The sequence below is a fragment of the Collinsella aerofaciens genome, from assembly GCF_039062315.1.
In the GTDB taxonomy this organism is placed as follows: Bacteria; Actinomycetota; Coriobacteriia; order Coriobacteriales; family Coriobacteriaceae; genus Collinsella; species Collinsella aerofaciens_BG.
This window is the reverse complement of record NZ_JBCJBG010000002.1, coordinates 60,569-85,260: the sequence shown is the minus strand read 5'-3', so window position 1 is coordinate 85,260 and position 24,692 is coordinate 60,569. Positions and strand designations below refer to the sequence as shown.

Here is a 24,692-nt window from a genome sequence, read left to right as displayed (position 1 = left end):
CACGCGCTCCTACTGTGCCACCGGCACGTCGTCGGGATGCGGGTTATCGCCGTAGGTACGCTGATACGTCAGCACGCGCCAGACCAGCGGCAGGCCGCCTATCTTAAAGTAGTGCTTAAAAGTATTGAGCTTGCCCGGCTTTTTAAAGCCAAAGCGCGAATCGATATAGGCACGGGGCGATTTGACCATCAAACGCAGGTCGGTCTCGCCGCGCGGGTCGAAGAGCGACAGGTCAAAGCGATCGGCATCCCAATCAGCCTTAAGCTCGGGAGACGCCTTCTCCCAAAACCGCTCACGCAACTCATCGACCAGACGCTCGTCATTCCAGCGGTACGTATCGACCTTCATGCGCATTAAAATGCCCTGGAGCCGAGCCTTGAGCTCGGGGCGTTCATCCAAAAAGCGCTGCATCTCGGCATATTCGTCGCACACGCAAAACACCTTGTTGGGCGAATTAACGGAGCTCTTCTCGTTATCCTGGCGATAGCACAAAATGGGATCCGCAATAAACGCAGCACGCTCGGCGCTTGCCCAGACCTTAAAGTTAAAACCCGCATCCTGATACGAGGCACCCGGCGTGGGAAGGAACCGAATCTGATTGTCGTTGAGAAACTCGCGACGATAGATGGCCGACCAAATGGACGGCTTGCGGTAGAAAATGCCCGGGCGATCGACGGGACGATACGCCGCACCCGTCATATACTCGTCGATAATCCCAAACAACTCGCGGCGCTCGCTGGGCGTGGACCAGTACAGGTAGAAGTCGCCCTTAACAACATCGGCGTGCTCGGCGTCAGCCTTGGCAACCAGCTTTTGGAGCGAATCCTCGAACATAAAGTCATCGGACTCCAAAATGCCCACGTACTCGCCACATGCCATCTCCAGGCCGCGATTCATCGAGTCGCCGTAGCCGCTGTTGGCCTTATCAATCATCTTGACGCGCGCATCGCGTGCCATGTACTCGCGAATGATATCCGGCGAGCTATCGGTGGAGCCATCGTTGATGCAGATGATTTCGATGTCCTTGAGCGACTGTGTCACAGCGGAATCGAGGCACTCGCGCAGGTAGCGCTCAACATTGCAAATGGGAATAAGCAACGAAACTTTAGGGGTATCAGAGTTCTGCAAGAGAACCTCCTGTTGAATAGCGTGTAACAGGGTTATTTTAGCAGCCGAGTTGCGGCGGGCGGCACCGCTTGGAATTAGATAAAGCGTTCCAGGCAGGCCTTGAGACCGCGGGTCGAAAGATAGAACAGCGTGGCGTCTGCCATCGAAACGCCCGAGGTCGCCGCAACGAGCTTATGGGCAACACGGCAAACGGCGCCCTTAGCAGGCATATCTGCCCACTCCGTTCCCAAAAACGTCGTGAAATCCATATTGACGCGACCGGCCACGCGACGGAAACCATCGGCATCCAAGCGCGCCAAATCAAACACGATAAGGTCCAAGAACCAGGTAATCAGCTCTCCGGGGCACAGGTCCAAAAGGCCGTAGGCCGCCCAGTCTTCCATAACTTCCTCGAGCATCCTCATGTGTGCGTCGAGCTTTTTGGCGCGTGCCTCGGCACTGTTGAACTCGTGCGTCGCCGATTCGCTCTCCATCACGTAGTGGTAGAACCTGACCGGCATGACGACGGTCTTTGAGGCCAGCGCGTAAGCTGCAAACTGGAACACAACGTCCTCGCCCAAGGCCAAGCCGGGGGCAAAACGTATGCCCTCGCGATTGAGCAGCTCGCGCGAAAAAGCCGCGCGGCAGGCATAGGGCTGCGCATTCGAATGGAACAGCAGTTGGGGATCACGGGCGCCGAAGGTACCGGCTTTGGGGCTCATGAGTTGCTGGACGCGTTTGGGGGCAGCATCGGCAGGTTCACAAACGCCGCCAAAAACGGCGGCCTCGGCATCTGCGGACTCCATGGCATGCAGCACGCGCTCGACCGTCCGGACATCGATATAATCGTCGGCGTCCACAAAAAAGACGGTCTCACCCTCGGCGGTATCGATACCGGCATTTCGAGCACACGAGACACCCGCATTTTCCTGGTCAATCACCAGTACGCGATCGTCGGCCTGCGCGATCTGGTGCAACACGTTCAACGAATCATCAGTCGAACCGTCGTTGACGCAGACAACCTGAATCGAGCGCTCGGACTGGGCCAACAGCGAATCGAGGCATCGCTGAATGGAACGCGCAGAGTTGTAAACGGGGACGACAATGGTAGCTTTAGGACACGAGGCCTCTCCCATGCCGACCTACCCCCTCAGCGATTCGATGAGGAAGGCAGCGACCACGCCTGGGCCTCCAACCGAAGCGTAATACTTAGCACGCCCCAAGGCACCATCCGTCGCAAAACTCGGATGCTCGTCAACCCAGCCCTCGGGATCTTTGAGGATGGCAGCGAGATTCGCGCGCTTCCACGGCTTGAGGTCGTCAAGCGAAAAGTCCCCGGCGTCCAAGGCCGCTTGGAACTCCTTGGCCATCTGAACCAGGAACTCCTTATAGAACTTGGGCGCCAGGCGCACGTAGTTCCACATGTACGAATCGTACTTAATGAGCTGATTGAACTTGAGCATGCGCGCGACGTCATCACTTGCGTGGTCGCGGGCATAATCCTCTCGAATCCAACGCTCAATCTCGGCATACTCGGTATTGACGCAAAAGACCTTAGCCGAAGAATTGACCGAGGAATTCTCGTTGTCCTGGCGATACGACAACACGGCATCGTGCAGGTAAACAGCCTTATCGGCGCACGCGATCACCTTAAAGGCGAATGACGTGTCCTGAAAGGATGCCCCCGGAGTCGGCAGGAACGTAATGCCGTTGCGCTCAAGAAAATCGCGACGGTACACGGCCGACCAAATCGACGGCTTTTGCTTAAAGAACTGCGTCGTATCGCTCGGGTGCACTGGCTTGCCGCAGTCCTTGGCCTTAAACATCTCGTGCAGCGAACGGCGCTCCTCGGGCTTAGACCAGTAGAAATCAAAGTTCGCCTTCGCAAAGTCGGCATTATTGCTATCGGCGGCCGAGACAAGCTTTTCGAGTGCGTCGGACGCCATAAAGTCATCGGACTCCAAGATGCCCACGTACTTGCCACGCGCCATCTCCAGACCGTGGTTCATCGAGTCGCCGTAACCGCTGTTGGCCTTGTCGATCATCTTGACGCGCCTATCGCGCTCCATATACTCGCGAATAATCGCCGGCGAGTTGTCGGTCGACCCGTCGTTAATGCAGATGATCTCAATATCCTTGAGCGTCTGCGCCAGGGCGGAATCGAGGCACTCGCGCAGGTAGCGCTGAACATTGTAAATGGGAATAAGCAGCGACAGAACAGGGCTGCCAGAGGCGTTAGTAGACAAATGTGCTCCTTAGGAAATACCTGTCGTTTCATGGTATCAAAGGGTCAGCGCGCCAGCGGGCGTTTATATAATCTATGGAGCCCGCAGAGGCAAACCAATAAGAAAGGACGTCATGCAGCCCAAAGCCGCACGCAACATACCCACCGAAGCGCTGCGTTTGGTCGCGGTCGCCGGCATCGCGGTGTTCCACACCTTTCAGTGGACCTTCCAAGCCGTCTGCGTCGGCGCCGTGGAATATGCCCCACTTGCGATGTTCCCCTATTCCGGCGTACTCGGTTTTATTAACTTGCTTGGCTGCTGGGCCAACGAGGTCTTCTTTATGATCTCGGGCTATTTTCTCATCGCTTCGGCCGCGCGTGCTTGGGACGGTGGAGCAACGTGGAAGTCGCAAATGCAACGGACGGCGCAGCGCCTTGGCAAGGTCATTATGCCCACTGCGTTTTATTGCCTCGTGGCGCTCGCGTGGTCCACGGTCGTCTCACCCATTCCCGATGTTACCCTCAATACGCACTATTGGTACACGCTTGGGCTTGAGTTTATCTGGGTCTATGCCGCCACAGTTTTCATGGCGCCATGGTTTGGACTGGCCAAGAGCCGACTCTCCCAGAAAACCTACACGACGACGGTCATCGCCGTTGGAATCCTCGTATTCGTTGTTAACGGGTATTTGGCCGCCATGAGTGCGACAAGCGCCGGCGAGTTTTCTTGGCTCCAAAAGCTCATGAGCGCTACCACGTACGTAGTCGCGTTTTTGATCGGCGGACTGCTCCGCGACGTAACCGACGCCATGGATTCGGACAGGGCGGGCGCCTTGGGCATGCGCTCGCTCGTAACGGTTTTGGCGCTCGCCACCATCCTGGAAGGAGCACTCTCCTTCACCGGCAACCTCACGGCGATGGCAGTCCTCTCCTACAAATCAACCTCGTTGATCTCGTTTGCCATCGCTGCCGCCTCTCTGCTCTTTGCGGCGACCCGGCGCAGGGCCTCAGGCAATCCGCGGACTGCGGGTGTCATCGTCACCTTATCGACCGCCACGCTTGGTTTCTATGTGATGCAGTCGCTCACCAGTAGCCTGTGGCGTCCCGTCTTCAATACGTTGCTCGCAAACATACTGGTCAGCCAAAACAGCCCGGTAGCTATATACATCGTCACGGGTACCGTCATTAGCATCGTCTTTGCCCTGACGCTTCTCACCATCGACGCAGCTAGAAGCCTTATCGCTCGCAAGCTCAAGCGGCAATAGACACGCTGCCGTCAGACGCTAAAGCCGCTACAGCCGTGGCAGGTTCCTGCGTTTTATTCAAAGCTTGCCGCCAAGGTGCGCCGAGCCTTTACAATAGGACAGTCCCAAGGACGTATTCGATAGCTTCCGCGCTGCACTCGCCCGCCGCGCGTGAAAGGATATATTGCCCCATGCCTTCAACCCTTCCCGCTCCCATCGATAAGCTCGCCATCGTCGTCGTTACGTACAAGCGCCAGGAACTCCTGGCCAACTTGTTCGACTCCATGACCGAGCTCACGGCAACGCCCTGGCGCATCGTGATTGTCGATAACGAGAATTCGCGCGAGACCGAGGCCATGTGCACCGCATTCAACGAGCGCCTGGCCAACCTGTGGGGCATCGACACCGAGCAGCCCGACGCGCAGGGCGGCACCGACCGCGTCATCTACGCCCCGCAGCTCGAAAACGGCGGCGGTGCGGGCGGCTTCTCCGCCGGCACCAGATGCGCCTACGACCTGGGCGCCCAGTGGTTCTGGGTGATGGACGACGACGTGCTCGTCATCCCCGAAGGCATCGAGCGTCTTGCCAAGTGGACCGACCGCTACGACGTCATCCAGGGTTCGCGCCTGGACTTTGACGGCGGCGCCTTCTTTTGGCAGTACCAGCTCATCCTTTCGCTTGGTATCCCCAACCCCATCGCTAAGTGGGACCTGGGCCCCAAGGGCTACCGCGCCATGAACCAGTTGTGCTTTGAAGGCGGCCTGTTCTCGCGCCGCGTGGTCGACAAGATCGGCCTGCCGGATGCGCGATTCTTCATCTACGGCGACGATGCCTGCTACGGCTACGTGGCCAGCCAGCACTTCCCCGCCGCCGTTGTTGCCGACGTGGTGCTCAAGCGTGCCCGCGCTGTCTCTAACTGGGATATCGCCGGCAAGCGCCAGCTCAACTCTACGAGCGACACCAACCGCTACTACATCATGCGCAACCGCGGTTATCTGGCCCGCTACATGCAGATTTACGGCGACTATCACCCCGCGCTGTTCCGTCTGGGCAACGTCGCGACCTTCTGCAAGGAGTTCATTCGCCTGGCTGCCGTTGACAAGTGCTTTAAGACCGGTATTCCGGCGCTGCGCCGAGGCATGAAGGACGCCCGCAAGATCGTCAAGGATCCCAACTGGAAGCCCATGCCGCCCATGAAGGACACCGAGTAACGGAAGCCGGAAACACCTCGGCGCTTAAAGCCGCTGGCACACCGTAGCCACATGCTGCCCATCAAACCCAAACCCCCAGCGCATGCGTCCAATGGCGGGGCGTGGCACACGGATTTCGTCGATGCCGTCGCGCTCTATGTCGAGCAGCGCCTGCACGGCCAGCAATTCCAGGCCCAGCGCATCCACACCGGGGTCATACATCATGTTGATCGTTATCAGCGGACGTTCATCGAGCATACCGATCGTATCGGCTATGTCGAACACGGCGCCCGTGGGAAAAACCTGGATGTCCCAGCGATCCGCGCCACACTTTCGCCTCGAGGCAGGATTGGCATAGCCCGGCAAGCCAAAGCAGAGCCCCTGCAAGAGCAGATGATATGGCAGCGGCGTATCTGGGTCGGTCGCACCGATTCCCGCATCTCCCAAGATGCGGCTTAGCGCCCGCCTCACGGTATCCTCGTTCCCATGGCACAGCCCGTCGCGAAACGCATCGACGTCTCGAATGTCTTCTGCGGCACACTCAAACCACTCAATAATCACTAGACGCAAGGCCTGACGAAGCTCGTTATTGGGCAATCGCAAAGCACGGAGGCGATCGCCATGCTCTGGCTCCTCAGTCATATCCGTCGTGAGAAAACCGGACAGATACAGCGCTGTCCACATGCCATCGTCAGGCGAGACATCTGGCTCTGCAGTGCCCAAACAAAGCGGGACCTCAGCGCACCCATGGGCCTCGAGCAAATCAAACAAGACCGAAAGGCGGTCGAGATTCCACCCGGCAACTACCCTACTCAGGCAATCGGCATATCCATACAGATCGGCACGCACAGGAGCCGTGCAACCTCGGCCCAGAAAACCGATCACACGCTCTGGACTCGAGCAATAGGCCCTGCCAAACCGATACCCCTCGAGCCATTCACGCGCATCATCCAGGTATTCCTCGCGCCCAGCATGATTCAATAGAGCCTCGACCTCGGCATCCGAAAAACCGAAACATCGGTCACACCACGCCGACAGCGGCGTCGTCAGACAATACGAGCAGCCGCGCGAAGAAAGCGCCACTTCGGCAGGACTGGGACGCTCCCCCATCAGACACGTCAGCCGCAACGAATCACGCGCAGTGGCAATGGCGTCGAACAGCACACGGTCAAGTAGTTCTGCCGGATCGGCGTCGGAAGCGTCCCTCGCGCTCGCACGGCGAGACCACGCCGCATCGTACCCATCAACGAGCAATACAACCTGCTCATCGCAGGCAATCTCCAGCAGCTCTATGAGCACACCGAGCACCGAGTCAACCTCGTCCGCGCTCGCCACGCCACGCGCGACACGTTCGATGTGACGCACCTTATCTCGAGCTAAATCCGGAGCCTCCAAGAGCGCCAACAAGCGAGCGCACTCGCCCGAAAGGGCATCGCGCACGACGCCGGCAACAGCGGGGCCACACCTCGCAGCGCCAGAAAAGTCCAGCGATATCACCGGATAGCAAGCATACTCATCCCGATAGCGCCCGCCGTTCGCATCCCAAATCTGAGCATCGGCAAACGAGATCCGACCGGCGCGACCGACCGCCGGACGCTCCAGAAAAGCCCTGAGCATCGACAAGTTCATGCTCTTGCCAAAACCCTCGGGTCGACAGCACACCACAACGGACGCGTCGCAGTCCAACACATCAGCAATAAACATGGTCTTGTCAACCAGCATGCAGCAACCAAGGGTCTCCGCATAGTCGTGCATGCCAATGGGCAAAACCGCATCGTCGGCACAGCCGATCAAGCGCACGCCAAAGCCAGCAGCACAATCAACATTTGCCTGTTCAGACACCAAAACGTTCCCCCTAAATCGCAGCACGATGCCAATTGTAATGACCGCATCGCATGTACCGATGACGCCGCGCAAACATATCGGGCAACGGTAGCAACAAGAGGTGTGAGGGGGCACAACTAATCGTTGCACAACAAAACGGGGCCCGACGCATTCGCACCGGACCCCGTCCCAACTCTTTAGTTATCTAGCAACCAAGAGGCTACTCCTCCGAGCCGTCCTCCCCAGAAGCTTTCTTCTGCTGATCGAGCTTATGCTTACCACTCACGATGGACGTAGCGCCCAGCGTGGCCAAGCTCGCGCTGGCAAGGCTCGCCATAACGATAAGGTCGCCCGTCTTGGGCATGTTACCGCCAGATGACTTGGTCGTTGTAGTCGTCGTGGTTGTAGTGGTCACCGTCTTGGAGTCATTTTGCTCTTGGTTCTGGTTGTCGGTGTTGCCCTTGCCGCCGTCCTCGCCCTGCTGCTTTCCGTCCTCGGTCTTGCCCTTGTTCTCGTCCTTATCCTCAGATTCAGACTTCTTACCCTCGTCCTTCTTCTGAGCGGACTTGTCGTCCTTCTCCCCAGAGCTAGAACCCTTATCGGATTCGGTCTTCTCGGAAGCCTTGTCCTTGGAGTCGCCCTTTGCGGCCTCGGTCTTTTCCGTGAAAACCTGATCAGAGTTGCCCTTGTTCTGGGCCGAGCCGTTATTGACGCCAGCCATCAGCGAAGAGCCCAGCGTAGAACCAAGCTGCACGGAGAAAGAAGGCTTCTTGTCCGGCGAAGCAACGGGAGCGTCCGGCGCCTTATTCGAGTCGTCCTTGGAAGCATCGGAATCAGGGGTTGCGCCAGAGCCGGAGCCGTTGTTAGAGCCGGTGCCAATGGACGAATCACTCGAGCCGGTAGATGAGTTAGAGTTGTCAGCGTCGGTCGAACCAGAAACGTCGCTGTCCGTATTGCCAACAGAGCTTGAAGGCGAACCGCCCGCAGCAGAGCCGTTCGAATCGGAGCCGTTCGAGGTAGAGCCGTCGTTGGTAGTGCCACCAGCAGAGCCATTACCGTCAGCATCGGTCGAGGGCGCATCCATCCTGTCATCGTTGGGATCGTCACTCGAGTCGTCATTCGAATCAGGTGTCGGCGAGGGCGCCGGCGTGGGCTCGGGCTGCACGGGCTTGTTGTCCTTCGCAGCGGCAGCCTCGTCCTCGGCGATATAGACCAGGCAGTCCTTTAGCTCGTTGCGGTAGCGGTTCTTCCAGCCCTCGTGGTACTGGGGCTGGCTTGCATACTTGGTCGCCACGTTATTGACCACGCTGTTGGAAAGCGCCGTCACAAACTCGCGGTCGGACATATCGTTGGAAAGATTCGCCCAGCGGAAGAAGTCTCTGCAGCCACCGGTGCCGCACATGTTGGTGATGCTCCACACCATGCCCTTGACGCAATCGGCGCGGCCGGAGATGTCAATGCCAAGAGCGCTCTTAAGCCACGCCTCGGTCACCGCATAGTACGAGTTGTACGCATACGCATCCTGCAGAGCCGAAAACTCAGCAGGATCGGTGTTATAAGCACCTTGGAAGGCATCCTGCGCGATATGGCCCAGCTCGGTGAGCTGGCCGTTCTCGTACATGGCATTGCTCGTGTTGGAAATCTCGCTGCCGCGATCAATCGCATCCTTGAGCATGCAGTATTTTTCGGGGTTGTAGTTGTAGGCCTGCTTCATAAACGGGATGAGCGACCAACGACGGTCGAACTGGTAATAACCCAGCGCGTTGTAGCCGTCGCCATACGAAAAGCCCTGGTTGTAGTTGCCATGGCTCTCGTACTTGGTAAAGTACTTCATCTCGGGAGTCACGTTGACAAACGAAACGCCCTGGACCGACCTCAGCACGCCCGAGAAGGACTGCTGGGTGTAGAGACCTTTGTCGATATCGGTGGCATCCGAGGCAACGCCCGGCGTGGGCTCCTCGGCGGCGGCGGGCGCGGGTGCGGTAACGGCGCCAAACGAAAGCGCCAGCGTCAGGCCCGCGACAATAGCAGAATGCTTGGGCTGCATAAGATCCTCCCTGCATTGGTGTAGTTAAAGTTCAGTTTGCAAAGATAAAATCAGTATTGCAGCTCGCCCGTTGTTGCACAACAACCCCTCGGTAAACGGCAACAACCCTCCGCGAAATCTTAAGGAATTACGAAATCTTAAGAAATTAAACAAACTGGTCGTCGGGCGCCAACAGAAGCTCGCCGTAACGCTCCATCAACCCGTCCCTCAACTGGCAGAAAGCAGGGATATAGACGTTCAAGATGCGCTGAATCAAATCTTGAGCGAGCTTGTTGTCATAGATATGGACGTTCGTATTGCGATCTCTGAGCATATCTAGCCAGGCCGCCTCATCAATAAAGTCGTAGAATCGGTAGGACTCCTTCAAAATGGCACGAGGAGACCCCGACGCGGCAAGCGTGGCGCCCTCATACTCGAGCAGACGCTTAAGGAGCTTCCAGCTCAGTTCAAATTGAAGATTGAACTTATTAATCAATCCACTCTGAACAAAATCATTGTTGAGATCCTGATTGGGCGCATCCTCAAGATTCACCAAGGCGCTGGCAAAGTTCTCATATTTTTTCATACAGAATCACACCATCCCTGGCAATTTCATCGAGCAATTGCTGCGATAAGGACTCGTCGAGATTGACGACATCTACATCCAAAAGAGTATCAAGACGCTCCTCGATCAAATATGAGAAACGGCCGAAATCCCGGCAACCTGCTACGGCGATGTCAATATCGCTCTTAGGCAAATTGTCACCTCGAGCGCGGGAACCAAACAGCACAACCTTCTCGGCGTCACATTCCCGAGCAAAAACTTCGATTTGCTTGTACACCTTGTCGAGAGATGCCATTTGCACCCCTACAGCTTAATATCGAAGTTGATTTCGGGGACGGCGGCCAAGTCAGCCAGCGTTACACCGTCGACATAGTTCTCGATGACCTCGTCCAGACCACGCCAGAACTTGACGGTGGAACACAGGTCACTGCGGGCGCAGCTGTTGTCGATGCCATCGCACGCCACTGGAGCCGTGCTGCCCTCGACGGCGCGCAGGATGTCGCCGGCACGCACCTCGGCTGGATCCTTGGCCATCATGTAGCCGCCGCCCTTGCCGCGTACGCTCTTAAGCAGGCCCGCCTTCATGAGCGGACGAACCAGCTGCTCCAAATACTTTTGTGAAATATGCTCGCGGTCAGCGACCTCGCGAAGGGCAATCTTGCCCTCGGCGTCACCAAGCGCTGCGATATAGATCATCAGACGGAGGGCATAGCGGCCCTTAGAAGAAATGAGCATACCTACCCTCTCATCGTAGCCGAGACAAAATACCAGGCTTGTTTGTCCCAAATCTTATGCACGCGGGGCAAACAAGCCTGATTATTATGTCCCACATCTAAAAAGTCGAGTGGATTAGTCGGGTTTTCCCTTGACTATCGCCGAACCCATAGTAACTTTATTCCGAGAAGATTCCTAGGGTTTAGTACACCTATGAGTACACCATATACAGAGAGGGACAGCATGAGCGCAAATCCGCTGCTTTCCATCGAAGGTCTGACCGCCTCCGTGGACGAGAAGACCATCCTCCACAACGTCAACCTCAACGTCGCCGCCGGCGAGACCCACGTGCTGATGGGACCCAACGGCGCCGGCAAGTCCACCCTCGGCCACCTGGTCATGGGTGACCCCGTCTACACGGTCAACGACGGCCGCATCGTCTTTGACGGCCAGGACATCACCGAGCTCACCACCGACAAGCGCTCGCGCGCCGGCCTGTTCCTGAGCTTCCAGGCCCCGGTCGAGATTCCGGGCGTGCCGCTGTCGAGCTTTTTGCGCGCCAGCATCGCCGGCCGCCCCGGCCTGGAGATGAAGGGCAAGGAGTTCCGCCGCCGCGTGAAGGAGCTCGCGGCCGAGCTCAACATGGATACCGCCTACCTCAACCGCGAGCTGGGCGTGGGCTTCTCGGGCGGCGAGAAGAAGAAGGTCGAGATGCTCCAGCTTCTGCTGATACAGCCCAAGCTCGCCATCCTGGACGAAACCGACTCCGGCCTGGACGTCGATGCCCTGTCCACCGTCAGCCACGGCATGGACGCCTACCGCAAGAGCTGCGACGGCTCCATGCTTATCATCACGCACAACACGCGCATCCTGGAGCACCTGGATGTCGACCGCGTCCACGTTATGGTCAAGGGCCACATCGTACGCGAGGACGACGCCTCGCTCATTCCCTGGATCGACAAGAACGGCTTTGAGACCTTCGAGCGCGAGGCCGCCGAGCAGCGCGCCCAGGCCGAGGCCGCCGCTGCCGAGCAGCAGGCGTAAAGGGGCAACGCAATGACCAAGAACCGCACCGAGGTCGCGGACATCGACCGCAGCCTCTACGACTTCACCTATGGCGAGGAGGGATTCGAGCGCCTCGACGCCGGCATCACGCCCGACATCGTGCGCGAGATCAGCGCCAAGAAGGACGAGCCGCAGTGGATGCTCGACCTGCGCCTCAAGTCCCTCGAGATCTTCAACCGCTTCCCCGACCCGACGTGGGGTCCCTCCATCGAGGGCCTGGACATGGACAACATCGTCACCTACGTCAAGCCCAACACCGACCAAAAGCACGACTGGGAGTCGGTGCCCGACGACATCAAGAACACCTTTGAGCGCCTGGGCATCCCCGAGGCCGAGCGCAGCTACCTGGCGGGCGTTGGCGCGCAGTACGACTCCGAGCTGGTCTACCACAACATGCAGGACACGGCGTCCAAGATGGGCATCGTCTACTCCGGCATCGAGGAGGCCCTGCACGATCCGCAGTGGGAGCCGCTCATCCACGAGAAGTTTATGACGCTCATCCCGCCCACCGACCACAAGTTTGCGGCCCTGCACGGCGCCGTGTGGTCGGGCGGCTCTTTTGTCTACGTGCCCAAGGGCACCAAGCTCGATTTTCCGCTGCAGAGCTACTTCCGCCTCAACGCCAAGGGCGCCGGCCAGTTTGAGCACACGCTCATCATTGTCGAAGACGACGCCGACCTGCACTTTATCGAGGGCTGCTCCGCGCCCAAGTACAACGTGGCCAACCTCCACGCCGGCGCCGTCGAACTCTTTGTGGGCAAGCGTGCGCGCCTGCGCTACTCGACCATCGAAAACTGGTCTAAGAACATGTACAACCTCAACACCAAGCGTGCGCGCGTGGACGAGGACGGCGACATCGAGTGGATCAGTGGCTCCTTCGGCAGCCACGTGGGCTACCTCTACCCCATGAGCGTGCTCAATGGCCGCCGCGCCCGCTCGAGCTTTACCGGCATCACCTTTGCCGGCGCCGGTCAGAACCTCGACACCGGCTGCAAGGTCGTGCTCAACGCGCCCGAGACCTCGGCAACGGTCGAGACCAAGGGCATCTCCAAGAGCGGCGGCATCCAGACGTTCCGCAGCTCCATCGTGGCCACGCCCAAGGCCGAGGGCTCCAAGGCAACCGTGAGCTGCCAGTCACTGATGCTCGACGACCAGAGCCGCTCCGACACTATCCCCGCCATGGACATCCGCGCCAAGAACGTCGACATCGGCCACGAGGCCACCATCGGCCGCATCGGCGACGACAAGGTGTTCTACCTGATGAGCCGCGGCATCTCGGAGGAAGAGGCCCGCACCATGATCGTCAACGGCTTTGCCAACCCGGTCTCCAAGGAGTTGCCGCTGGAGTACGCCGTCGAGATGAACAACCTGATCAAGCTCGAGATGGAAGGAGCGATCGGATAATGAATCAGACCACGAACACCGCTGCTACCACCCTTGAGCAGGTCAATGCGATGCCGGCTGCCACATGGGGCTGGCTGAAGATGAATCAGACCAAGCTCGAGCTCTCTGACGAGCTTGCTGCCGCTCCCGCCGAGACCATTGAGGTTGAGGGCTTGGACGAGCAGTTTGCTGGCGTGGCAGACGCGTTCGACGCCGCCATGGACGCCATGGCCGAGCGCTTCCCCGAGCGGCGCGCCTCCGCCCCCGGCGACGCCGCCGACCGCGCCCGCATCACGCCCGAGACCGAGCTTGACGTGCCCGCCACCTCTGTCTACCAGGCCGGTGCCATCAAGCTCGAGGAGGAGCTCTCCCCTGCTGAAGCCTTCGAGACCGGCATGGGCGAGGCTGCCTACGCCTACTTGGCCGAGCACGCCACCAAGCGCATCGTCATCGATGTGCCCGCATACAAGCACGCCACGGTTACCGTGCGCGTGAGCGGTGTCGATGCAGCCGCGGCCATCGCCGCCATCGACGTCGTCGCCCGTCCCCAGTCGACGTTCGATCTGCTTATTGCCCTGGACTCCCCCGTTGCCGGCCAAGGCGTCGTGGGATCCGTGCTACGCGTGTGCGCCCATGAGTACGCCACCGTCAACGTGACCTGCACGCAGACGCTCGACGATAGCTGGATCGCGCTCGACGACACCGGCCTGTTCCTGGACGAGGGCGCGCGCGTCAACGTGCAGCACACCGTCCTGGGTGCCGGCGCCAGCGCCACCGGCCTTGCCGGCGACCTGCTGGGCGATACCGCCAAGGTCACCATCGATACTGACTACCTGGGCGCCCGCGAGCAGGTGCGCGACTTTAACTACGAGCTGCGCCACCGCGGTCGCAAGACCGAGTGCGAGATCGACGCCAACGGCGTGCTGACCGGCACGTCCAAGAAGGTCTACCGCGGCACCATCGACCTCGTGCACGGTTGCAAGGGTGCAACCGGCACCGAGCGCGAGACGGTGCTTTTGGCCAACAAGGGCGTCGACAACAAGACCGTCCCCGTCATTCTCTGCGACGAGGACGACGTCGCCGGCAACCACGGAGCCACCATCGGCCACGTCCGCGACGAGCAGCTGTTCTATCTCGCCTGCCGCGGCCTTGACCAAAATGCCGCCGAGGACCTGTTCATCCGCGCCAAGCTGGAGGACGCCGCGCTTTCCGCGACCGACGAGCGCACCCGCGCCGCCGTCGTCCGCTTGGGCAACAACCTGATCGACAACTTTGAAGAGGAGCTCGCATGATCGACACCGAGCACGTTAAATGCGATACCTGCACTGCCCCCGAGCCCATGGAGCTCGACGCCAGCGACGAGGCTTCGCGCGGCTGGCCCACCGTAGACATCGAGACCAACCCCTACAAGGCGCAGTTCCCGCTCTTCCAGCAGCACCCCGAGATCGCCTTCCTCGATAGCGCCGCCACCGCGCAGCGCCCTGCCTGTGTGCTCGACGCCGAGCGCGACTTCTATCAGCGCATGAACGCCAACCCCCTGCGCGGCCTGTACTCGCTGTCCGTCGAGGCAACCGACGCCATCGCGAAGGTCCGCCAGCAGATCGCCGACCTCATCGGCGCCTCACAGGCCAACGAGGTCGTCTTCACCCGCAACACGAGCGAGTCGCTCAACCTGGTCGCCAAGAGCTTTGCACCCACGGTGCTCGAGCCCGGTGACGAGGTCGTCATCACCATCATGGAGCACCACTCCAACCTGATTCCGTGGCAGCAGGTCTGCCGCGAGACCGGCGCCAAGCTCGTCTACCTCTACCCCACCAAGACCGGTCAACTCACCACCGAGGAGGTTCTGTCCAAGGTGGGCCCCAAGACCAAAATCTTGGCCGTGGGTCAGGTGTCTAACGTGCTGGGCGTCGAGAACCCGGTCAAGAATCTCGGCAAGCTCGTGCACAAGTACGGCGGCTATCTGGTCGTCGACGGCGCGCAGTCGCTGCCGCACATGCCGGTCGATGTGGCCGATCTGGGCGCCGATTTCTTTGCCTTTAGCGCGCACAAGGCCATGGGCCCCATGGGCATCGGCGTGCTGTGGGGCAAGATGGACCTGCTCAACGCCATGCCGCCCATGCTCACCGGCGGCGAAATGATCGACTCTGTCACCGAGCAGGAAGCCGTCTGGGCGCCCGTCCCCGAGAAGTTCGAGGCCGGCACGCAGGACGCCGCCGGCATCTTCGCCACGGGCGCCGCCCTTGATTACCTGGTCAACACGGTGGGTTACGAGAACATCCAGGCCCGCGAGCAGGCACTCGTCCACTACCTGATGGGCGAGCTCATGCAGCTCGACTTTGTCCAGATCATCGGCTCCATCTATTGGGACAACCACCACGGCGTTGTGAGCTTTAACGTCAAGGGCATCCACCCGCACGACGTCGCGAGCATCATGGACATGGACGGCGTCTGCATTCGCGCCGGCCACCACTGTGCACAGCCGTTGCTCACCTGGCTGGGCGTCGAGAACCTCGCCTGCTGCCGCGCCAGCGTGGCCTTCTACAACGACAAGGCCGACATCGACAAGTTCATCGCCGGCCTACATCACGTTTGGAGCACGTTCAATGGGTAATCTGTACACCTCCACCACATTTATGGAGCACAACTCGCACCCCGACTATAAGTACGAGATGGATGCTCCCACGCACGAGCACGACGGCATCAACCCCAGCTGCGGCGACGAGCTCACCTTGCAGCTGCGCGTCGAGAACGGCGTGATCGAGGAGGCCTCCTTTACCGGCCACGGCTGCGCCATCAGTCAGGCCAGTGCCGACATCATGGCCGACCTCATCACCGGCGAGACCGTCGAGGAAGCTCACCGCCTGGCAGAGCTCTTCCTCGCCATGATCCGCGGCGAGCAGCTCTCCGAGGAGGACCTGGAAGACCTGGACGAGGCCGCCCAGCTCCAGGACATCTCGCACATGCCCGCCCGCGTCAAATGCGCCGAGCTCGCCTGGCGCACCCTCGACGGCATGCTCGAGGGGCAAGCTAACCAGTAGCGGATGCCCCAAATCCAAGGATTTTGATTGCCGAGCCGCCCGATACGGGCGGCTCGGCTTTTTCATAACGAGCGCACACGCAGCCCATGCGTCCGACGCCCCGTCTGTCATTTATCGCACGGCCAACCACGAACACGAGCGTTTTCCACCGTACTAAAACTTGTGACAGGACCACGGGCACGCCAGGCAATGTCCCAAGCCTCGTCTTACTGGGCTCCGGCTCGCCTCACGCCTGCCGCAGACAGGTCCCCTAGGGTGCGGCGTGCATTTTTGCGAGTATTCAGCACGCCAAGCCGTGTGTATACGCATTGGAAGCGTTAATCAACATCTCCAGTGGCCTTTATATTGCGTTTTAGAACAAGCATCGTGGTCTCAGGGGCGCAAACATGAGCTTCGGGAGCGCATCGGCAGGCATAAATAGCTTCAGAGCCCATATGTTGCAAAATTGCGGCGGTGCCGACAGTACCACGATGCAGAAAACTCCGCTTTTTGCACGGCGCAGACGGGGGTAGGTACGGGCAAAACCGAGCTAAGGCGTTATTTTATGCATAACGGCGTCTGTTCTATGCAAATTAAGAAGTGCAGTTACCGTACCCGAGCTTTTAGAACAATAGCTGTGGCGTATGGGCGACCCCAGCTGCGGTGCACCGGCGGCCCTACACCACGTTTCCGCCAGTCCGCACCGCCGCTCGCGCACGGGCGCGCACAATACGAGAAACGGTACTTTTGCCAATCCCCGTATACCGCTCAATCTGGCGCACCGTAAAGCCGGCATTGTTCAATCCAACAATAACGGTATCGCGCTGCGCCGTCGGTGCAGTTTTAACCCCGTTGAGCGGCACGCCCAGGCGCTTCGCCATCTTGTCGGCAAAGGCGTGGCGTTCCCACTCTGTCTCTTTCATATCGCGCAGCGCCGGTTCGCCGCCGTCGGGCGTCGAAAGCGAATAGGCAATAAAGCCCTCGGCAGAACCAAAAAGCTCAAGCACGCAAGAAGGATCAGAAAATCCCCTCGCGACATCGGCCGCGTCACCGTCGTAAGCGCACAAATGCTCCGGAAAGCTGCTCCAGGGATAACGCTCAATAAGACTGATGCCCGCCTCCTGCGGATCGGCGTGAACGGAGCGAATAGCCTCCATCACCTGCCAGTCGGTATCGAGCGAGCGCCGGTCAAAACGGTTCTGGAACAGATGCCCTGTGCGCCCCGTGCGTTTATTGAACCGCCGCGCGTACGTCAAAAGCAGCCGGTGCATCGCCGCGCTCATCGCATCCTCGTAATCTGCAAGCACCAGACGCACGTGATTGCCCATAAGGCACCAGGCGATAACCGTCACGCCCGCCTTGCGGCAGCACTCACGCATCAGCTCCAAGAACTCCCACCGGTCTTCATCGCCCTCAAAGATGAGCTGCTTGCCCGTACCGCGGGCACAGACATGGTAAAAGCCGGTAACCGTTCTCCAAACGCGCTGCATGGCGCTCCCTTCGCCGGGATCTGCTTGCCATCCAATACAGCACGATTGAAGCGTGCCATCAAAACATTCACGCAAAACAATTCGCTCGCGCGGCCAAAGGCAGTAAACAGGCGGCGAACGGCACCGTTGCAACAGGTCAACCCCTGCAACGCTTACAAAAGCTGACCAAAAGCTTGCCCAAGACGGACCCCCTCTACGGAAGTGCACGACCACAGAATATAGAGTTAAACCGTTTCAATTGAAAGTTCCGCGCATCTCGCTACGAAAACTGAGCCGTTCGCCGAATATTCCGTGCATTTCGCGGTATTATAGGGGCTGCATGTCATGTCCCTTTCGAAGGGTCGCCCGGCAATCGCCAGCCACGACCCCCAGACGGGACGCCAACACGATAGAGAGGAGAGGCATGCAGTACTCACAGGAAGTGGAGAACATGTGCCCCGTTGCCAAGGGTGCATACCACGGCCCCGCACCCATCCCCGAGGAGGGCAAGTGGGTCCAGGCTAAGGAGATTACCGACATCTCCGGTCTTACGCACGGTGTGGGTTGGTGCGCACCTCAGCAGGGCGCCTGCAAGCTCACGCTGAACGTCAAGGACGGCATCATCGAGGAGGCCCTCGTTGAGACCATCGGCTGCTCGGGCATGACCCACTCTGCCGCCATGGCTTCCGAGATCCTTCCCGGTAAGACCATCCTCGAGGCCCTCAACACCGACCTCGTCTGCGACGCCATCAACGTTGCTATGCGCGAGATCTTCCTGCAGATCGTTTACGGCCGCAGCCAGACCGCGTTCTCCGAGGGCGGCCTGCCCGTGGGCGCCTCCCTCGACGACCTCGGCAAGGGCCTTCGCTCCCAGGTCGGCACCATGTTCGGCACCAAGGCCAAGGGCGCCCGTTACCTCGAGCTCGCTCAGGGCTACGTCACCCGCATGGCTCTCAACGACAAGAACGAGATCATCGCGTTCGAGTTCCTGAACCTCGGTAAGTTCACCGACGCCGTCAAGGCCGGCAAGACCCCCGAGGAGGCCATCGCTGGCGCTATGGGCCACTATGGTCAGTGGGAGAACGCTGCCAAGTACATCGACCCGCGCACCGACGAGGAGACTCACTCCGTCGCCAGCGTGTTCCCGGTTCACGAGTAGAAAGGGAGGGAAATAACTATGACTGTTACGTTCGAAGGTTACGAGCGCCGCGCTGACAAGATCAACAAGTGCCTCGCCGACAACGGCATCGCCTCCCTCGAGGAAGCTCTGCAGATCTGCACCGACAAGGGCTTCAACCCGCGTGAGATCGTCAACAACACCCAGTCCATCGCCTTCCAGAACGCCGAGTGGGCCTACACCCTCGGTTGCGCTCTCGCTGTCAAGCGTGGCGCCAAGTCCGCTTCTGAGGCTGCCGCCATCATCGGCGAGGGCATCCAGGCCTTCACCGTTCCCGGCTCCGTCGCCGAGGACCGCAAGGTCGGTCTGGGCCACGGCAACCTGGGCGCTATGCTGCTCTCCGACGACACCGAGTGCTTCGCCTTCCTGGCCGGTCACGAGTCCTTCGCTGCCGCTGAGGGTGCTATCGGCCTGGCTCTGAACGCCAACAAGGCTCGCAAGAAGCCGCTGCGCGTCATCCTCAACGGTCTGGGCAAGGACGCTGCTCAGATCATCGCCCGCATCAACGGCTTCACCTACGTGAAGACCCAGTTCGACTACTTCACGGGCGAGCTCAAGGTCGTCGAGACCATCCCCTACTCCGATGGTCCCCGCGCCGCCGTCAACTGCTACGGCGCCGACGACGTCCGCGAGGGCGTTGCCATCATGTGGCACGAGAACGTCGACATCTCGATCACCGGTAACTCCACCAACCCCACGCGCTTCCAGCACCCCGTCGCTGGCACCTACAAGAAGGAGCGCCTCGAGGCTGGCAAGAAGTACTTCTCCGTCGCTTCTGGTGGCGGCACTGGCCGTACCCTGCACCCGGACAACATGGGCGCCGGCCCTGCCTCTTACGGCATGACCGACACCATGGGCCGCATGCACTCCGACGCCCAGTTCGCCGGTTCTTCCTCAGTGCCTGCGCACGTCGACATGATGGGTCTCATCGGCATGGGCAACAACCCCATGGTCGGTGCCACCGTCGCCTGCGCTGTCGCCGTCGAAGAGGCCCTCAAGGCCTAATCGCGCCCGCGCGATGCTCAGATAGTTGAGCTTTGGAGCCGCTACCCACCCGGGTAGCGGCTCTTTTTGTTTGCGCTGGCGCAGGGTATCTAATGCCGATATATCAGCTGGGGCGAAATACGAGATGTGAAGAGATGGAGCGTCAGAGCGTCCATGACGCCCACCTGCCATATTTGCCCTTTACCGATTTGACGGGTCTTTGCGGCCCCATTGCCGATCACCCGTGCGACAATGCGCCGGACGAGAAAGGAATCCGATGGAATCGACTGATGTACTGGTAATTGGATCTGGCATTGCGGGCCTTTGTGCCGCCATCGAAGCGGCACGCACGGGTGCAACCGTCACTGTGGCAAGCGCCGGCAAGACCATGAGTGGATCGAGCTTCTTCCCGGGTACCTGGGGCCTCGGCCTCATCGGTCCCGTCGACGAAGACGACGAGCAGGACCTCATCGACACCATCCAGACCGTCGGCGGCGGTGTCGCCGACCCCGAACTCGTCCAAACGTTCGTCCACGGCATTCCCCAAGCGATTGACTGGCTCGAGCAAGACCTGGGCGTTGAGCTCCAGCGTCCGCAAAGCGCCAAGAGTGCTCAACAAAAGCAATTTATCCCCTGCTTTGACCACAAGACGCGCATGTGGCGCGGCCTCACCCGCAAGCCCCTTGAGGACGCTCTGACGACCTGGATCGAGTCGCTCGGCATTCGCCTGCTCCCCCGCCATGAGCTTATCGACCTTGTTGAGGACACGAACGGCAGAATAACCGGAACCGTACTCTACGACCTTACCGAAAATCGAATCGTGCCCTTTGCTGCCAAGGCCACGATCATCGCAGCCGGTGGCACAGGCGGCCTGTTCGAGCGCAGCCTTACGTCGGCTGATGTGCTCAGCTCCTCGCAGGCCATCGCACTGGCGCACGGCGCAACACTTACTAATATAGAGTTCATGCAGATGATGCCCGGCTTCATCGAGCCCAGGCGTAACTTGGTCTTCAACGAGAAAACCTGGCGCTACGTGCATGTAGACCAGCCGGTAGATATTGCCGACGACAAGCTGAACGACCTGCTCGAGCAGCGCTCTGGATATGGTCCCTTCACGTCACGCTTGGCCTCCCGCGCTATCGATCTCGTCATCGATCAGGCAGGTGTCGAAGGCCTGGCACTCCACTACGACTTCCCCCGCGAGGATGTCCCAGAGTTTGTGCAGACCTTTGCCACCTGGCTGCAAGACGAGCACGGCATCGCGCCGACCGACGAGATGCGCGTTGCGATGTATGCCCACGCCGCTAACGGCGGCATCAAGATCGATAAGACCGCGCACACGGGCGTTGAGGGCCTCTACGCTTGCGGCGAGGCGACAGGCGGCATGCACGGCGCCGACCGCATTGGTGGCTTGTCAAGCGCCAACGGCATCGTGTTCGGGCGCGTCGCGGGCGCATCGGCAGCCCTTGCAGCGCAGAAGGAGCCTGAGGCAGCCCTGAAGGCGGATATCACCCTCCCCCAGTACGGCATTGCCACAACAGATGCCGAACGCCTGACACACAGCCTTAGGCACACGATGAGCACCTATTGCATGATCAACAGGACCGAAACAGGCCTATCCGAGGCCCTGCAACAGCTTGAAAGCCTGCAAGACGAAGCCACGGCTCTAAATAAGCCACATGCCAACGACAGCGAAATCGCTGCCCTCGCCCGCCTGCAATCGCAGATTCGACTAGCACAGGAAATGGTCAAAGCCATGCGCAAGCGAACCGAAAGTCTCGGGTCGCACTATCGAGCGGATTAAACCGGACACCTATCTAAAGCAGAACACAACCAATCGATATCCATGGGCCCCGTGAGCTCGAAGCAGCACGGGGCCCATTCGTGTCCGCACGACAGCGTATCCTTATTCTGAATACAGAGCGGGCAAAGCCCGCATAGAAAATAGACCAGCGAGGAGGAGATATGGACAGTAGAGATATCGAGAAGTGGCGTATCGAACTTGATAGCTACGCCAATGTGGAAGACGGCGTTGAGTATTGGCTCGCACGCGATTTAATGGAACCCATGGGGTACACTCGATGGGAGAACTTCGCCGAAGTTGTTAAGAGGGCAAAAGTCTCATGCGAAACAAACAAAACTCCAGTTGATTCCCATTTTCGTGACACCACGAAAATGGTAACTGCCGGTGTCGCCGCTCGCGCGGTTAAAGACTACAAACTTACGCGCTATGCATGCTATTTAATCGCGCAGAACGGAGATTCAAACAAGCCAGAGATCGCGCTCGCCCAGGCATACTTTGCCGTGCAGACGCGCCGCCAAGAGCTCATAGAGCAGCGCTTCGCAGAGATTCAGCGCTTGCAGGCGCGTCACTCGCTATCCGATTCAGAGAAACAGCTCTCGGGTATTGCGTTCAAACGCGGCGTGGACTCCAAAGGATTCGCGATCATCAAGTCGAAGGGCGATGAGGCGTTATTCGGCGGCAGAAGCACGGCGGAAATGAAGCAGCAGCTCGGCGTACCCAAGAGCGCGGCATTGGCGGACAGGTTAGCCGATGTCCTCATCAAAGCAAAGGACCTTACGAACTCGATGACTGCTTTCAACGCAGAGGAACACGACCTGTACGGTCTGGACCAGATCAAGCAAGAGCACGTCGAGAACAACACAAGCGTGCGTGGCAGCCTCATCGACCGTGGAATTGTCCCCGAAAATCTACCATCTGCCGAGGACACAAAGAAGCTCGAGCGTCGCGTGAAGGCAGACGAGAAGAAACTCAAGGAGGGTACTGACGGCTTTGCCGATCCACAGGGTAGACTCGATTTGTAAATATTCCGGGTTACTTTGGTGGGCCGTCAGGGGGTCAGCTTGCTGCGCAGGCGGCCGCTGCGGCGCCAAGGCGCCTTGCGCGCTGCGCTGGCAAACGCTTACGCGTTTTCTAAGCTCCGCGCCCTTTCGGGTTCGACCCCATACGAGGTCAACAAAAAAAGACGGCCAACTTTCGTTGACCGTCTTAACATGCTTTGGTGGGCCGTCAGGGGTTCGAACCCTGGACCTTGGGATTAAGAGTCCCCTGCTCTACCAACTGAGCTAACGACCCAAAGCTAAAGTCCGTTATGGCGGACTTTAAAGGAGATATCGTGTGGTGGGCCGTCAGGGGTTCGAACCCTGGACCTTGGGATTAAGAGTCCCCTGCTCTACCAACTGAGCTAACGACCCGATATCAACACGAAGCAAGAACTGGGGTGGGTAAAGGGACTCGAACCCTCGACCTACGGGACCACAACCCGTCGCTCTAGCCAACTGAGCTACACCCACCGTGTCCTGTGCGCTTCGCGCTCGACTATTATTGCAAGGAACGCCATGCGATGCAAGCCCCAATTTTCAAGAATTTTGAAAAGAGTTTTTCGAGCGCGTTTCGAGCAATTCCCACCCTTTTCATAGGAGTAAACTTGCCCCACTGCAAACCCTCGAAAGGACCGTCATGAAAGAACTCTCCAATCGCACGGCAACATTCACCGATTCAGTCATCCGCCGCATGACACGCATCTCCAATAAGTACGACGCCGTCAACCTCTCGCAGGGCTTCCCCGACTTCGATCCCCCGGCGCAGCTGCTCAAGAGCCTCAGCACCATCGCCGCCGACCCCAAGCCGCTCTATCACCAGTACTCCATCACCTGGGGCTCCCAGGCCATGCGCGAGGCGCTTGCCGCCAAGCAGGAGCACTTTATGGGCATGCCGATCAACCCCAACGAGAACATCGTGGTCACCTGCGGCTCCACCGAGGCCATGATGGCCGCCATGATGACGGTCACGAACCCCGGCGACAAGGTCGTCATCTTCTCGCCGTTCTACGAGAACTACGGCGCCGACACAATCCTTTCGGGGGCCGAGCCCATCTACGTGCCGCTCAACCCGCCTGCGTTCGACTTTGACCGCGAGACACTCGAGGCGGCTTTCCGCGACAACGATCCCAAGGCCATCGTCCTGTGCAACCCTTCCAACCCCTGCGGCAAAGTCTTTACGCGCGAGGAGCTCACCTTTATCGCCGACCTCTGCAAAAAGTACGACGCCTACTGCATCACCGACGAGGTATACGAGCACATCGTCTACGCGCCCCACGAGCACGTCTATATGGCCACGCTGCCTGGCATGTTCGAGCGCACCATCAGCTGCAGCTCGCTGTCCAAGACGTACTCCATCACCGGCTGGCGTCTGGGCTACACCATTGCCCCGGCGCAGATCACCGAGCGCATCAAGAAGGTCCACGACTTCCTCACCGTGGGTGCCGCCGCTCCCCTGCAGGAAGCCGTCGTCACCGCCCTCAACTTCGACGACAGCTATTACCAGGAGGTCCTCGACCTCTATACCGCCAAACGCGACCTGTTCTGCCAGGGACTCGACAGCATCGGTCTTGAACACAACGTGCCGCAGGGCGCCTACTACGTCATGATGGACATCTCTGAGTTTGGCTATGACAGCGACCTCGAATTCTGCGAGGACCTCGCGTCTAAGGTGGGCGTGGGCGCCGTGCCCGGATCGAGCTTCTTCCGCGAGCCCGTCAACCATCTGATTCGTTTCCACTTTGCCAAGCGAGACGAGACGCTTAACGCGGCGTTGGAGAACCTCAAGTCGCTACGTGATAAAATCAAGCCGCGCGGGTAAGGACGGCCCGGCAACTAAAGTAACCAAAGAAGCCTCG

At 59.4% G+C, this 24,692-nt stretch carries 21 protein-coding genes and 3 tRNA genes; 12 read left to right on the top strand and 12 right to left on the bottom strand.

All coding sequences use genetic code 11. From position 1 onward, the window contains the following. Positions 1 to 9: 9 nt before the first annotated feature. The 3 genes from ABCP74_RS01540 to ABCP74_RS01530 form a co-directional block, all read right to left on the bottom strand. On the bottom strand, positions 10 to 1,128 hold the full coding sequence (locus tag ABCP74_RS01540) for a glycosyltransferase family 2 protein (protein ID WP_343000578.1): 1,119 nt from the start codon (positions 1,126 to 1,128) through the stop codon (positions 10 to 12). Between the two features lie 74 nt (positions 1,129 to 1,202). Continuing rightward, complete coding sequence (locus ABCP74_RS01535) at positions 1,203 to 2,243, bottom strand: glycosyltransferase family 2 protein (RefSeq protein ID WP_343000579.1); 1,041 nt, start codon at positions 2,241 to 2,243, stop codon at positions 1,203 to 1,205. A 6-nt stretch (positions 2,244 to 2,249) separates the two neighbouring features. Beyond that, a complete protein-coding gene (locus ABCP74_RS01530; protein WP_343000580.1) occupies positions 2,250 to 3,353 on the bottom strand; it encodes a glycosyltransferase in 1,104 nt (367 codons plus the stop codon). A gap of 112 nt (positions 3,354 to 3,465) precedes the next feature. Between ABCP74_RS01530 and ABCP74_RS01525 the strand changes: the two genes are divergently transcribed. Together ABCP74_RS01525 and ABCP74_RS01520 are read left to right on the top strand one after the other, a co-directional pair. Continuing rightward, positions 3,466 to 4,596 carry an acyltransferase family protein gene (locus ABCP74_RS01525; protein ID WP_343000581.1) on the top strand — a complete coding sequence of 377 codons (1,131 nt, stop codon included), beginning with the start codon at positions 3,466 to 3,468 and terminating at the stop codon, positions 4,594 to 4,596. Positions 4,597 to 4,766: 170 nt separating this feature from the next. Then, the gene (locus ABCP74_RS01520; RefSeq protein WP_343000582.1) at positions 4,767 to 5,786 is read left to right on the top strand and encodes a glycosyltransferase; all 1,020 of its coding nucleotides are present in this window, start codon (positions 4,767 to 4,769) and stop codon (positions 5,784 to 5,786) included. 24 nt (positions 5,787 to 5,810) lie between these two features. On the opposite strand, the gene ABCP74_RS01515 is transcribed toward ABCP74_RS01520, so the two are convergent. The 5 genes from ABCP74_RS01515 to ABCP74_RS01495 all read right to left on the bottom strand — a co-directional run bounded on the left by ABCP74_RS01515 (position 5,811) and on the right by ABCP74_RS01495 (position 10,915). Next, the gene (locus tag ABCP74_RS01515) at positions 5,811 to 7,607 is read right to left on the bottom strand and encodes an AAA family ATPase (protein ID WP_343000583.1); all 1,797 of its coding nucleotides are present in this window, start codon (positions 7,605 to 7,607) and stop codon (positions 5,811 to 5,813) included. A 202-nt stretch (positions 7,608 to 7,809) separates the two neighbouring features. Beyond that, positions 7,810 to 9,636, bottom strand: coding sequence for a VgrG-related protein (locus ABCP74_RS01510; protein ID WP_343000584.1), 1,827 nt, complete (start codon positions 9,634 to 9,636; stop codon positions 7,810 to 7,812). Positions 9,637 to 9,781: 145 nt separating this feature from the next. Beyond that, positions 9,782 to 10,201, bottom strand: coding sequence for an HI0074 family nucleotidyltransferase substrate-binding subunit (locus tag ABCP74_RS01505; protein WP_022094824.1), 420 nt, complete (start codon positions 10,199 to 10,201; stop codon positions 9,782 to 9,784). After that, complete coding sequence (locus tag ABCP74_RS01500; protein ID WP_022094823.1) at positions 10,188 to 10,475, bottom strand: nucleotidyltransferase family protein; 288 nt, start codon at positions 10,473 to 10,475, stop codon at positions 10,188 to 10,190. Before ABCP74_RS01500 ends, ABCP74_RS01505 begins: the two co-directional genes overlap by 14 nt. Positions 10,476 to 10,483: 8 nt before the next feature. Then, positions 10,484 to 10,915: an RrF2 family transcriptional regulator gene (locus ABCP74_RS01495; protein WP_022094822.1), complete on the bottom strand. Its 432-nt coding sequence runs from the start codon at positions 10,913 to 10,915 to the stop codon at positions 10,484 to 10,486. Between the two features lie 222 nt (positions 10,916 to 11,137). Here ABCP74_RS01495 and sufC point away from each other — a divergent pair, with 222 nt between their 5' ends. From sufC to sufU, 5 genes are read left to right on the top strand one after another with little or no spacing between them, the layout of a single operon-like run. After that, the gene (gene sufC, locus ABCP74_RS01490) at positions 11,138 to 11,938 is read left to right on the top strand and encodes a Fe-S cluster assembly ATPase SufC (RefSeq protein ID WP_343000585.1); all 801 of its coding nucleotides are present in this window, start codon (positions 11,138 to 11,140) and stop codon (positions 11,936 to 11,938) included. A gap of 12 nt (positions 11,939 to 11,950) precedes the next feature. Continuing rightward, the gene (gene sufB / locus ABCP74_RS01485; RefSeq protein ID WP_343000586.1) at positions 11,951 to 13,363 is read left to right on the top strand and encodes a Fe-S cluster assembly protein SufB; all 1,413 of its coding nucleotides are present in this window, start codon (positions 11,951 to 11,953) and stop codon (positions 13,361 to 13,363) included. After that, on the top strand, positions 13,363 to 14,634 hold the full coding sequence (locus ABCP74_RS01480) for a SufB/SufD family protein (protein ID WP_343000587.1): 1,272 nt from the start codon (positions 13,363 to 13,365) through the stop codon (positions 14,632 to 14,634). Before sufB ends, ABCP74_RS01480 begins: the two co-directional genes overlap by 1 nt. Further along, positions 14,631 to 15,956 (top strand): aminotransferase class V-fold PLP-dependent enzyme, encoded by a 1,326-nt coding sequence (locus ABCP74_RS01475; RefSeq protein WP_230318691.1) that lies wholly within the window; start codon positions 14,631 to 14,633, stop codon positions 15,954 to 15,956. The genes ABCP74_RS01480 and ABCP74_RS01475 overlap by 4 nt, the downstream gene beginning before the upstream one ends. Further along, on the top strand, positions 15,949 to 16,383 hold the full coding sequence (gene sufU / locus ABCP74_RS01470; RefSeq protein ID WP_343000588.1) for a Fe-S cluster assembly sulfur transfer protein SufU: 435 nt from the start codon (positions 15,949 to 15,951) through the stop codon (positions 16,381 to 16,383). The genes ABCP74_RS01475 and sufU overlap by 8 nt, the downstream gene beginning before the upstream one ends. Positions 16,384 to 17,039: 656 nt before the next feature. On the opposite strand, the gene ABCP74_RS01465 is transcribed toward sufU, so the two are convergent. Continuing rightward, positions 17,040 to 17,852: a transposase gene (locus tag ABCP74_RS01465; protein WP_343000589.1), complete on the bottom strand. Its 813-nt coding sequence runs from the start codon at positions 17,850 to 17,852 to the stop codon at positions 17,040 to 17,042. Positions 17,853 to 18,255: 403 nt separating this feature from the next. On the opposite strand from ABCP74_RS01465, the gene ABCP74_RS01460 reads away from it, so the two are divergent. The 4 genes from ABCP74_RS01460 (at position 18,256) to dinD (ending at position 22,818) form a co-directional block, all read left to right on the top strand. Beyond that, a complete protein-coding gene (locus ABCP74_RS01460; protein WP_117816822.1) occupies positions 18,256 to 18,990 on the top strand; it encodes an iron-sulfur cluster assembly scaffold protein in 735 nt (244 codons plus the stop codon). Between the two features lie 18 nt (positions 18,991 to 19,008). Next, complete coding sequence (locus ABCP74_RS01455) at positions 19,009 to 20,013, top strand: GGGtGRT protein (RefSeq protein ID WP_006235553.1); 1,005 nt, start codon at positions 19,009 to 19,011, stop codon at positions 20,011 to 20,013. A 256-nt stretch (positions 20,014 to 20,269) separates the two neighbouring features. Then, on the top strand, positions 20,270 to 21,796 hold the full coding sequence (locus tag ABCP74_RS01450) for an FAD-dependent oxidoreductase (RefSeq protein WP_343000590.1): 1,527 nt from the start codon (positions 20,270 to 20,272) through the stop codon (positions 21,794 to 21,796). Positions 21,797 to 21,957: 161 nt separating this feature from the next. Further along, the gene (gene dinD / locus ABCP74_RS01445) at positions 21,958 to 22,818 is read left to right on the top strand and encodes a DNA damage-inducible protein D (RefSeq protein WP_343000591.1); all 861 of its coding nucleotides are present in this window, start codon (positions 21,958 to 21,960) and stop codon (positions 22,816 to 22,818) included. Positions 22,819 to 23,013: 195 nt separating this feature from the next. Here dinD and ABCP74_RS01440 read toward each other — a convergent pair. From ABCP74_RS01440 to ABCP74_RS01430, 3 genes are all read right to left on the bottom strand, one after another. Next, positions 23,014 to 23,089 (bottom strand) — tRNA-Lys (locus tag ABCP74_RS01440). Between the two features lie 43 nt (positions 23,090 to 23,132). Next, positions 23,133 to 23,208: transfer RNA gene (locus tag ABCP74_RS01435), tRNA-Lys, on the bottom strand. A gap of 22 nt (positions 23,209 to 23,230) precedes the next feature. Next, positions 23,231 to 23,307: transfer RNA gene (locus tag ABCP74_RS01430), tRNA-His, on the bottom strand. Between the two features lie 166 nt (positions 23,308 to 23,473). Between ABCP74_RS01430 and ABCP74_RS01425 the strand changes: the two genes are divergently transcribed. Further along, positions 23,474 to 24,655, top strand: coding sequence for a pyridoxal phosphate-dependent aminotransferase (locus tag ABCP74_RS01425; RefSeq protein WP_343000592.1), 1,182 nt, complete (start codon positions 23,474 to 23,476; stop codon positions 24,653 to 24,655). Positions 24,656 to 24,692: the final 37 nt, after the last annotated feature.